This window comes from Chryseobacterium binzhouense (assembly GCF_007474545.1).
GTDB lineage: Bacteria > Bacteroidota > Bacteroidia > Flavobacteriales > Weeksellaceae > Chryseobacterium > Chryseobacterium binzhouense.
The window spans coordinates 105,217-116,693 of the sequence record NZ_VKOG01000006.1 but is presented as its reverse complement, the minus strand read 5'-3'; the positions used below and the strand labels follow the sequence as shown (position 1 = coordinate 116,693).

The following is an 11,477-nucleotide window of genomic DNA, read 5'->3' as shown; positions in this document are numbered from 1 at the left end:
TATTGGGAATGATTATTTGGAAGAGTTTCCTAAAGCAATCATCAAAGGTTTCTGAATGGTTTTCTGAGATGCATACTGAGCGCCGCAAACGAGGCTGGATAAAAGATAGTCACCCTTTTCTACCACGATTGAGTTATCTCCGTTAGCCGGAACGGGAAGTCTGTATTTGGTATGTCCTATTCCCTCAATTCTTACAATGATGTTACAGTCTGATTTGTTCTGAATTAAAACAATACATTCTTTTGCATTGGGATCATTGTCAAATAATGAATTGAGAATTTTTACAGTTTTATTTTTATGCTCAACAGGATTTTCAGTCATAAGCATATTAAACTCTGATGCTTCTGTATCGGGAATTGGTGCGGCAGAAGCTTTTGTTGATGCCGAAGCTGCAATGTACACATTTTGAGGAGTACTGGGTGTATAGACTATAGCCGCTTGTCCTACCTGAAGCTGCTGTTGATATTTTTGAATTTGTTTCTGCTTGATAATAGCGTTAAATTCTTCAAAAGAAATCTTGGTAGAAGGTCCTCTTTTAAGTCTTGCAAGATTTTCCTGCATTTCTTTTACCTTTCTGTCGCCGGGCGGTGCATCTTTGATATAATCCTTCATCATTGCCATTACTCTTGGCTTGAGTACAGATCTTTTAGGATCATCAGGATGGGCATCTCTCAGAAATGCGTTGATTTCGTAAATGTTTTTGCTTTTAAGAATATCGCTGTAATCCTTATTTTTCCGTTGTGCAGAATAAGATACAAAAACGAGACTTGTAAAAAGTAAAACTAACTTTTTCATTGATATTTTAATTGGTGAAGTGAAGTTAATTTCAAATATTTAATTTAAAAAATAATGAATTATTAGTTTTCATTAAAATTAAATAAAATATAGAAATAAATCACTTTAAATTAATAATTTTTCCTTCGTTGTGTTTTTTAATACATAATTATACAAGATAAGTTAATTGATAACTTCCTGTAAATGTGAGTTTTTAAGCCGGCGCTGATAGATAGGCAGATATTTTTCTATTGGAAGCTTTACAGCTTCAAAATTTCCGGTCTGTACATATACTTCAATATTTTCTGAGGTATAGACAAATTGCAGAAAATTATCAATTAAATTTTCGGGAATCTTAAATCTTGTAAAATAGTCTTTTCCTAAATAATTTTTAATCTGGGTGACAGAATTTTGCATTCTCTCATAAGCTGCAAGGCGCTGTTTTTTCTTTCTCTCTCCGGACAGGACATCAAAAATACTTTCAATACTTAAGGTAAGACCACCATCACGAAATCCCGCAACCGGAAGTTCAGGAGGAGTACCGTCACCTTTGGGTTCAGGTAAACCGATTGCTTTTTTAATGGCAAGAGCTTTATCTTCTTTTCTGATGGAATTTACATCATATCTTAAATTTCCTGTAGGTCTGAATCTGCTGATGACCACTTCCTGAATGTCATGATATGCCACCTTTAATTCTATCAGGTTTTTTGAATTCAGCATTTGTGGAGTAAGTGTGATATCTTTCCTCTCGGTAACAATAGAAGTAAATCTGATTACGTCACCCGGCTCAGCATACAGCTTAAAATCTCCGTTATAGCTTGTAAGCACAGTTTTGTGCTTATTAATATTGGTAACATAAACCTGATTAAGGTACAGTACCGAATTGTCTCTTAAAAAGACCTCTCCAGTAAAAATCTGCCCTTGAAAGTTGCTTACCAATACAAGTAATAAAATTGTAATGAGTTTATTCATATCTTATGCAAAAGTACATAAGATTACAGTAGTCTTTGCTGATATTATTCAACCGAAGGGTTAAAATTTTATTAAACTTTAAAAATAACTGTTAAGGAATGTTATAAAATTATCTGTCCCAAAGACTATTGTTTCTATGCTTTACCAAAAGCCAGCTTGAATATTTTACGGTCGTTACGCCTCCAAGTTCTGTCCAGCTTATAAAATACCAATAGGTTGCTGTAGGAACAGGTCTTCCTTTCATTGTTCCGTCCCAGGTAAACTTATTAGTGGGTGTACCTCGGAAAACTTCCGCTCCGTAACGGTCAAAAATTCTGAACTCCAGATTTTTCTTATTCATTAACGAAGAATAATTGATTACATCATTTCTGCCGTCATCATTTGGTGTAATAGTATTAATCAGGTCAATGATCACAAATTCTTCTTTTACAACTTCACATTTCAGGGAATCTCTTACATAAACGGTATATGTTCCTCTGGTTACATTTGTGAAAACATTTGAAGATTGCCAGTTGAAGCCATCCAGAGAATATTCATAGGCAGGATTTCCTCCGCTCACGCCTATTGTTACGGTAGATCCGTTAATTTCAATAGAAGTAATCACGGGCAATATAGATTCTGCAACTGTAACAAACTGTTTATAAACACAGCCGTCGAAACTGAGCTCTACCCAATAATTACCTGCTGATACATTTGATATGGACTGAGTTGTTGCTCCTGTACTCCACATGTAAGCCGTAAATCCGGGACCGGCATCTAATGTTGTCTGTGTTTTTGCACAAATGATCTGGTCTGTGAGTATATCAGATTTTTTAGGCGTTTTAAGAGTGATTCTTAATGTTGCCACATCGGGACAAATTCCTGCTTTTTCAAATCTGATGAAATAAGTATGTGTTCCGGTGAGAGTAACAGTTCCATTAATAGGCGAGACATCATTTTGTGCATCTGCTAAAGTAGCGTGATAGCTTACAGAAACCTGCGGATCTGTCGTAAATTGACTGATGAACTGAGAAAGATTAACTTGTTTGCTGCCATCCAGATCATCATCACAATAGGTTGTTACCAGCAAGTTTGTCAGCAAGCTGAGCTTAGCTCCAACCGTAAAATTTACAGGTTGAATGACAGGTGCACATCCATCGGGAGAGTCTACGCGAATATATATTGTTGTATTGGCACTGAAACTCCAGTTATTTGGAAGTGTGTTATTATTACCAAGATTGGCATCTGAAAGCTGAGCATAATATCTTACAGTTGTAAAATAGGTCGGATTGTTAAGGATTTGCTGAGTAATATTTGATAATACAACATTTACCACTCCGTCTAAGTTGTCATCACATTGAATTCCTATGTTTGCTGCGTTTACAACAGCTAACGGAAATAAATTTAAAGTAATCTGAGCGATGTTTTTGCATCCCGTAGGATTTTTAACAACAACATAAACGAAGGTTCCTGCTGGAGCGGAATGAATGGTCGGATTGGTAATTTCTCCGGCAGCATTTTCTGTTTGTGCCGCCAGCAAACTCGTATAGTAAGTTTTCACAACGGGAGTATTCACAGTTACGTTTGCCGTAGTCAGGTCAAATATTCCTACACTATTGACATTGCATGATGTTAGTGTTGTATTGGTAACTGTTACCGGCTGTATATTGATGATAACTGTTATAGATTCACAATCCGGAAAATCGGGATCGTTACCGCAGAATGTGTAAGTAAAGGTATCTGTTCCTCCGGCAGAAGGGTTTGTTGCATTATAGGTAATAATTCCTGTTGTTGTATTTATTGTAGCAGTTCCTAACGAAGGCGGCGTAGTAATAGCAACGGTTGAAGGCACCGGAGTCTGTGTAGAAGTACTAAAAGTAGGCGGTATAGTTTTTACATCACATATATTTAAAGTCTCAGTCGTTTGTTTTAAACAGTTTAGCACCTTATATTGTACTGTAACGAGCGGAGCACAGCTTCCCATCGTTACTGAGCATGTATAGAAACCCGATTGTGTTGGAGTGAAGGTAGGAGAGGTGGCGCCAGGAATTATAATGCCATTTCGGTACCACTGATAAGTTTCGTAAATAACAGGATCTACAGTAAGGACAATTCCCGGAACGCAGTCACCACCTGATTTTAGAATAACTGGTTGAGTAGGGAATCCGGCAAAAAATCCGCCATATCCTACTGCATCACTTCCTGCATTGATTCCTGCCGTAATGGCTTTGGTGGAAGTAATGGTGATTGTTCCTGTAGTGTTTGGGATTCCATAAGTTACCCAATTGTTTGTTCCTGTCATATTGAAAGGTCCTGTTCCTGCAGGTGGGGGAACTCCGTTTACATTTACTACGGCACCTCGTTCTGTGATTAAATTTAGTTTTGTCGGTATGTTAAGTATTCCCGAAGGATTCACATTAGTATGAACAAAATTTTCATTAATGAATCCCAGCTCATCAATTTGTTTTGGAAGATAGCAGTTGAGTCCGGGAATAAAATTAAATCCGCCGGTTGCCACTTCATTTCCTGTAGTAGAGGCTCCTGCAAGCATTTGATAAACATAAGCATTTTTATTGCTTACAATATACATATTATAGTGTCCGTTACCCTGAAGGATGTATTTAGAATCTGGAATAACGAAATATTGTCCTGTATTGATTGTAGCAATAGGCAAGGTCTCATTGTTTACAAAGATGGTTGTATTGTCTTCGGTTGCAATAACCAGAGCACCTTCCATGTTACTTCCGATGTTACCGTTACCTTTTACCAGGGCAAAAGTATTTCCAAGCTGTGTCACCGGTATTGATTGATCCATTAAAATATCTGAACTCAAAGGCTGATTTCCTGCATATTGACCATTGAAATTTCCGTTGGTGACATTGACCGGTTTTGTAGCAACTATCTTGGCACCGATAAATCCGTCAAAGTTTCCTGTGATATTACCAATTCCGTCCAAAATATAGGATTGCCCTTTATTTAATGTGAAAGTTAAAGTAGGATTGGTAAGACCGGTTGTTCCGTTGGAAAACTGTACGGTTGGTTTATAACCTGAAATAGTAACACTAGTATTATCTTCTGTTGCAAGTATACTGGTCATAAAATTGAGAATTCCATTGCTGACAGTAATTGGAGCAGATGCTGCGTAAAATGTATTGCCCTTTGATGCTGTACCTTTCGACGTGATAATTTCAGCATGATTAAAAACTGAAAACCTCAGATTAGCATAAAAAGGAAAATCTGCCTGAAGATAAAGTCCCTTGGTACCTGGCGTAAATAAGTCTGATTGCTGGGTTGTTATAATGTAATCTCTCAGAACATCAAATCTTTGCGGATTCGTTTTACTGATTGTTACCGTTCCAATTAATACATTATTATTGTAGATACTTACCGGAAAGGGAGTGGTCCGGTTGGTAGACAGATATAATTTCTGATATGGATTTGGATTTCCTGTTCTATCTATCATAGGCGCAAACCAATGTTCTCTATCCAGCTGGGCAAGGGTTGTAGAGAATATATAAAAAATAAGGAAAAAAGATAGAATTTTCTTCATTTTGGATTTGAGTTTATCACAAATTTAACAATAAAATATAGTATTGTTTTTAAAAATAATAAAAAAAACCGCAAAAAATATTGCGGTTTTTATGTGAATAAAAATTTTAAGCTGATTATTCTCTGTTTTTTACTAAAATCCAGCCCTGGAATTTAATTGGAGTCTGGTTTTTGTTATTTTCGTTCCAGCTGATGCTGTACCAGTAATTTCCTGTAGAAACTCTCTTTCTGCCATTTGTAGTCCCATCCCATTTGTATCCGTTTTCTTTATTACCTTGATGGATTCTGTTTCCGTATCTGTCAAAAATATCAAACACAAGATTTGGTTTGTTTGCCAGTGAAGAGTAGTCTAAGACATCGTTTAATCCGTCTGAGTTTGGTGTAATAACATTAACAATATTTGGAATCGTAATATTAACTTCAATTGGAACACATTTGAATGTATCTCTTACGTATACTTTCACATCTCCTCTCGGTAAATCTGTAAATACATTAGACGCTTGCCAGTTTGTATTGTCGATAGAATATTCATAAGGAGCAACACCTCCGGTAACATTCACAGTGATATTATTAGTTGATATATCAATGCTGGAAATAACAGGCTGCTCAGAAGCATATACTTTTACCGTTTGCTTGGTTACACAGTCTCCGGTTTTTAGTTTTACCCAATATGTTCCTACTCCAACATTTGTGATGGTCTGTGTTGTTGCTCCTGTGCTCCATTCGTAGCCATTGAAGCCAGGTCCTGCATCCAAAGTAGTTCTGGTTTCCATACAAATTACTTTATCTTCTAAAACAGTAGATTGTGTTGGCGGAAATACAATTAAAGTTACTTTCGCAACACGGTAACATCCGTTAGCATTGCTTACTCTTACATACACTACTCCATTTGGAGCAACGTAACTATCAGGAGTGGTAATTTCGTTGGTTTGGTTGTTGGCGTCAGTTAAAGAAGGGTAATATTTTTTGGTAACTCCTGGCTGGATGGTAACATTTGCCTGAGTTAGATTAAATAATCCCGTAGCAACATTATCTTCAAGGAAACATACTCTTAAAGTAGCTTCGTTTACAACAGGACTTTCACTTACTGTCAGAGTAAGGGTGATTTGCTCGCAATCCACAAATTCAGGGTCGTTTCCGCAGAATTTGTATACAATAGTATCATTACCTGCAAAACCAAAATTTGGGGTGTAAGATATAACTCCTGTGGTAGAATTTACTAATGCTGTTCCATTAGCAGGAGGCGTTACAATTTGTACTGTACTTGGAACAAATGTCTGCGATGATGTTGTAAATTCTGGTACGATATTCAGATAACCTTCACAAACTGTTTTTGTCTGTGTTGTTTCTTCTAAACAAGTGAATACTTTATATACGGGTGTTGTAGCAGGCAAACATGATCCTACAGTAATTCTTACGGTATAGTTGCCCGATTGTGTAGGTGTATATGAGTTGCTATTGGCTCCCGGAATAGGGATGTCATTTCTAAACCATTGATAAGTGTCGTAGCTGTCATCCACTTCAAGAACCAATCCCGGTATACAGTCTCCGGTTTGTTTTGCAATTAAAGGAATTGATGAGAAGCCTGCAAAATATCCGCCATACCCTGCGGTACTGAATCCTCCGTTGATTCCTGCAGTAACTGCTTTATCAGATACAACAGTTACATTTCCTGTAACTCCTTCCAGACTGTAGGTTACCCAGTTGGTATTTCCGGTTACAGGAAAAGGACCTTGTGCTGCTGTAGGAGCAACATTATTTACCGTTACTGTTGCACCTGCTTCAGTAAGAATATTCAATTTAATAATTGTTCCTGATGGAGTTGTACTTATACCTCCTGTTCCGGCAGGCATTTCATTAATTTTTCCAATTTCATCAATTTTTCGGGGTAAAAAACAGTTTAATGGCGGAATATAATTGAAACCACAGGTAGCGTTGCTGTTATTTACAGATACAAATTGGTATAGGTATACATTTTTGGTTGTGCTGATAAACATATTGCTGTGACCAGAACCCTGATTAATATAATTACTTCCGGATATTCTGTATGATTCACCCTGATCTAAAGTAGCGGCAGGAGTTGCAGATCCGTTTAAATAAACTTGAGTTCCGTTCTCTGTAGCAATAATCAATCCTCCTTCAATATCATTAGCCGTAGCAGATCTGGTTCTTACCATTGCGAAAGTATTTCCAAGTCTGTCTAAAGGTACAGACTGATCCAGAATAGAATCAGAACCACTGGATGATCCTGTTCCGAAATTACCGTTAATGTTTCCATTAGTTAAGGTAATTGGTTTATCTGAAACAATTTTTGCCCCAGTAAAAAGAGACATGTTGGAGGCAGGATTTCCTAAACCTGCAAAAATAAATGACTGACCTTTATTTAAAGTAAAGGTATGCGTATTAGTTGCCGGAGTTGCGCCAATAAATGTAATATTTGCAGTAGGGCTCCATGTAACTGTAACATTGGTATTATCTTCTGTCGCTAAAACGCCCGCTGTGAAATTGTTGCTTGAGCTGTTGAAAGGTGAAGGAGTTGTAGCCACAAAAAACTCTTTTCCAATACCAGCTTTCCCTTTACTTGTAACAATTTCAGCGTGGGTAGTACTGCTCGCAATTCTCAGAGTACAGTAAAATGGCTTTTCGCCTTTTAAATATAACCCTTTGTTGATTACTGTAAATGCTTCACTTGTACTAGATGCGCTGATAAATGCCTGAGAAACGGTAAAGGTCTGAGGTGATCCTTTACTGATGGTCACTGTTCCCCGAACGATATTGTTACTGTATATGGTAACATCGAATGGTTGTACTGAATCTGTTGAAAGATACAGCATTCTTCCTGAATAGGATGTAGATTCATAGAAGGGTGCAATCCAGTGATCTGTATCTCGCTGAGCGAATGTTAAATTGCCCCCTAAAATAAAAAGTAGAAAAATAAGTAGAAATTTTTTCATAATGTAGAATTAGGATTATTGCAAAAATAAAAGAAAAATTTAGATATATTACAAAATAAGTGTGTAAATATTTGGTCTCAATCAAAAAAAAACCACAATTGTTATATTGTGGTTTTTTTAATTTTAATTATTGTCTGTCTATTCTCTGTTTTTCACTAAAATCCAACCCGTGTATTTTATTGGGGTCTTAGCAGCATTTGGTTCATTCCAATTAATATGATACCAATATGTACCTGTAAGGATTTTTTTGTCTTGATGAGTTCCGTCCCATCTGTAATTATTAAACCTGTCGCCTTTGAAAATAAGGTTACCATATCTGTCATATACTGTAAACGTAAGATTTTCTTTATAAGCTAATTCTTTATAATCAACATAATCATTTACTCTGTCACCATTTGGTGTAATGGCATTTACTAAGTTTGGAATTGTAATTTCCACCGAAATTGGTGTACATTCGAACGAGTCTTTTACAAAGAAAGTGTGCTGTCCTCTTGATAAATTAGTAAATACATTGGAGTCCTGCCAATTGGTGGTTCCGTCTACAGAATATTTGTAAGGTGCAGTTCCGCCATTCACCATTACGGTAGCAGTATTGTTTGAAATTTCAATAGATGTGATTACCGGATCTTCTGCTTTTTTAACGCTTACATACTGCGTCACGTAACACCCGTTGCTTTGAAGTGTAACCCAGTACTCCCCAACTCCAACTCCCTGAATAGACTGAGTGGTTGCTCCGTTGCTCCATAGATAAGACTGATAACCAGGTCCTGCATCTAAAGTAGTTCTGTCATCAATACAGATGGATTGATTTTTTAAAACGGTAGATCTGTTTGGTGGAGTAACCTGAAGGTTAATTTTTGCAATAGCATAACAGTCATTAGAGTTGAAAACTCTCACATATACAGCTCCATTTGCTGAAATATAGTTGTCTAAAAAAGTTGTAATTTCATTAGTTCCATTGCTTGCATCTGTGAAAGTGGGGTAGAATTTTTTAGTTACGGGACTTTCTGCCGTTACATTTGCAGCGGTTAAATTAAACTTACCTTTTGTTTCATTATTTTGAATAAAGCATTCTGTAAGAGTAGCTTCATTAACAACTGGTGTCGGATAGAAAGCTAGTGTAATTTTTGCATTACCAACGCAGCCTTCAACAGTAGTTACATTTACATATACAGATCCCGCTCCCGAGAAATAATTTGTAGGGTTAGTTATCTGATTGGTTCCTGCATTAAGATCTGCAAGAGTGGGGTAAAATTTCTTTGTAGTCTGTACTACGCCATCAGTTACCGTAGCACTTGTAAGGTTAAAATATCCTTTTCCTGCATATTGACAAGCATAAATAGTGCGGTCGTTCACTACAAAAGGGACCAAGCTTAAGTTTAAAGTTACTTGCTCACAGTCTACAAATTCAGTTGCATTTCCACAGAATCTATATACAATAACATCCGTTGTACCAGGAGGATTACCAGGATTTGGAATGTAAGTAATAACACCAGTATTTGGGTTTAAAGTTGCTGTACCTTTTGTTGGCTGAGTGAGAATTTGTACTGAGTTTGTCTGTAATGCCTGTGATGAATTGGTGAAAGTTGGAGTAATAGTTTTAGCTCCGCAAATGAACAACGTTTTTGTGGTCTGTTGTAAACAGCTGAAAACCTTGTAAACAGGTGTAGTTACCGGAGGGCATGTTCCCATGGTTACTTTTACCGTATAATTACCAGCTACCGTTGGAGTATATGTATGAGATGTAGCACCTGCAATTGGAGCATTATTTAGAAACCATTGATAAGTTTCATAACTGTCATCTACCTCTAATATAATTCCCGGAATACAATCTCCTATTTGTTTAGCAATGATAGGAATAGAAGAGAATCCTGCAAAATAACCTCCATATCCTGAAGTGGAGTAGCCGCCGTTAATACCTGCAGTAACAGCTTTTGTAGATTCAATAACAAGATTTCCTGCCACTCCTTCAATACCGTAGGTTACCCAAGCTGTATTACCCGTAAGAGGGTGAGGTCCTTGCGCTGCAGTTGGAGCAGCATTATTTACTAAAACTGTAGCTCCAGCTTCAGTAAGAATATTTAATTTAATTAATGTTCCAGATGGTGTAGAGCTTGAATTATTCAGAGGCATTTCATTAATAAGCGGAATCTCATCAATTTTTCTTGGAAGAAAACAATTTAACGGCGGGATATAATTAAAACCGCAGGTTGCACTGCTGTTATTTACAGAAACAAGTTGATATAAATATACATTTTTAGATGTTGATACCAACATATTATAATGGTCAGAGGTTCCTTGCTGTAAATAATTGTCTCCTGAAATTCTGTACCATTGTCCTTCGTTTAAAGTAGCTATAGCTACTCCTGATCCGTTTAGAAAAACCTGAGTGTTATTTTCAGTAGCAATTACAATGGCTCCTTCCAAATCAGATGTATTGGATCTTGTTCTTACCATTGCAAAAGTACTTCCTAATCTTTCTACAGGAACAGATTGGTCTAATATGGCATCAGATCCTGCAGCAGTACTGGCTCCGAAATTACCATTTACGTTTCCATTTGTAAGTGTTATAGGTTTGTCAGAAACAATCTTTGCTCCCATAAACGGAGCAGTTGCAGTGGTGTTTCCGGCAAATATAAAAGACTCACCCTTATTCAAAGTTACAGTATGCGTATTCCCAAGACCTGTAGGAGCTCCAATGAATGTAATACTTCCGTTCCACGTAACTGTTACCACAGTATTGTTTTCTGTAGCAAGAATCCCGGATGTGAATGTGTTGAATGTTGCAGTAGATGGGGTGTTAGCAACATAAAATAATTTTCCAATTCCAGCCTTTCCTTTACTGGTCACAATCTCTGCGTGTGTGGTAGAACTTACCATTCTCATAGTACAGAAAAATGGTTTAGATCCGTTCAGATACAAACCTTTTGATATTACATTGAATGCCTCTGATGCAGAGTTGGTTGCGATATAAGTATTAGGCACCTGAAAAACAACAGGGTTACCTTTACTGATTGTTACAACTCCACCAGGCAAAACAGCATTGTTACTGTAAATTGTTACATCAAAAGGCGTAATAGAATCAGTAGATAAATACAGAGCCTGTGTGTAAGAAGTAGAGTAATAGTAGGGTGCAATCCAGTGTTCGGTATCTCTTTGGGCAAAGAGAGAACTGAATGACAAAAATATTAATACTAAACTGAGTAGAAATCTTTTCATAAGTTAAAGAATTAGGATTTCTACAAAATT

General features: G+C 36.9%; 5 protein-coding genes. All 5 read right to left on the bottom strand.

Going from position 1 to position 11,477, the window contains the following annotated elements:
• Positions 1 to 12 precede the first annotated feature (12 nt).
• The 5 genes from FNE73_RS14120 to FNE73_RS14100 all read right to left on the bottom strand — a co-directional run bounded on the left by FNE73_RS14120 (position 13) and on the right by FNE73_RS14100 (position 11,447).
• Complete coding sequence (locus FNE73_RS14120) at positions 13 to 795, bottom strand: DUF6759 domain-containing protein (protein WP_143885216.1); 783 nt, start codon at positions 793 to 795, stop codon at positions 13 to 15.
• Positions 796 to 957: 162 nt separating this feature from the next.
• Positions 958 to 1,746, bottom strand: coding sequence for a hypothetical protein (locus tag FNE73_RS14115; protein ID WP_143885215.1), 789 nt, complete (start codon positions 1,744 to 1,746; stop codon positions 958 to 960).
• 109 nt (positions 1,747 to 1,855) lie between these two features.
• A complete protein-coding gene (locus tag FNE73_RS14110; RefSeq protein ID WP_143885214.1) occupies positions 1,856 to 5,275 on the bottom strand; it encodes a T9SS type B sorting domain-containing protein in 3,420 nt (1,139 codons plus the stop codon).
• Positions 5,276 to 5,390: 115 nt separating this feature from the next.
• Positions 5,391 to 8,228: a T9SS type B sorting domain-containing protein gene (locus FNE73_RS14105; protein WP_143885213.1), complete on the bottom strand. Its 2,838-nt coding sequence runs from the start codon at positions 8,226 to 8,228 to the stop codon at positions 5,391 to 5,393.
• A 138-nt stretch (positions 8,229 to 8,366) separates the two neighbouring features.
• Complete coding sequence (locus tag FNE73_RS14100; protein ID WP_143885212.1) at positions 8,367 to 11,447, bottom strand: T9SS type B sorting domain-containing protein; 3,081 nt, start codon at positions 11,445 to 11,447, stop codon at positions 8,367 to 8,369.
• Between the last annotated feature and the right edge of the window lie 30 nt (positions 11,448 to 11,477).

Bases quoted from the DNA above. Each gene is read 5' to 3' on its own strand.
- FNE73_RS14120 (WP_143885216.1), bottom strand. From the start codon at position 795: ATGAAAAAGTTAGTTTTACTTTTTACAAGTCTCGTTTTTGTATCTTAT.
- FNE73_RS14115 (WP_143885215.1), bottom strand. From the start codon at position 1,746: ATGAATAAACTCATTACAATTTTATTACTTGTATTGGTAAGCAACTTT.
- FNE73_RS14110 (WP_143885214.1), bottom strand. From the start codon at position 5,275: ATGAAGAAAATTCTATCTTTTTTCCTTATTTTTTATATATTCTCTACA.
- FNE73_RS14105 (WP_143885213.1), bottom strand. From the start codon at position 8,228: ATGAAAAAATTTCTACTTATTTTTCTACTTTTTATTTTAGGGGGCAAT.
- FNE73_RS14100 (WP_143885212.1), bottom strand. From the start codon at position 11,447: ATGAAAAGATTTCTACTCAGTTTAGTATTAATATTTTTGTCATTCAGT.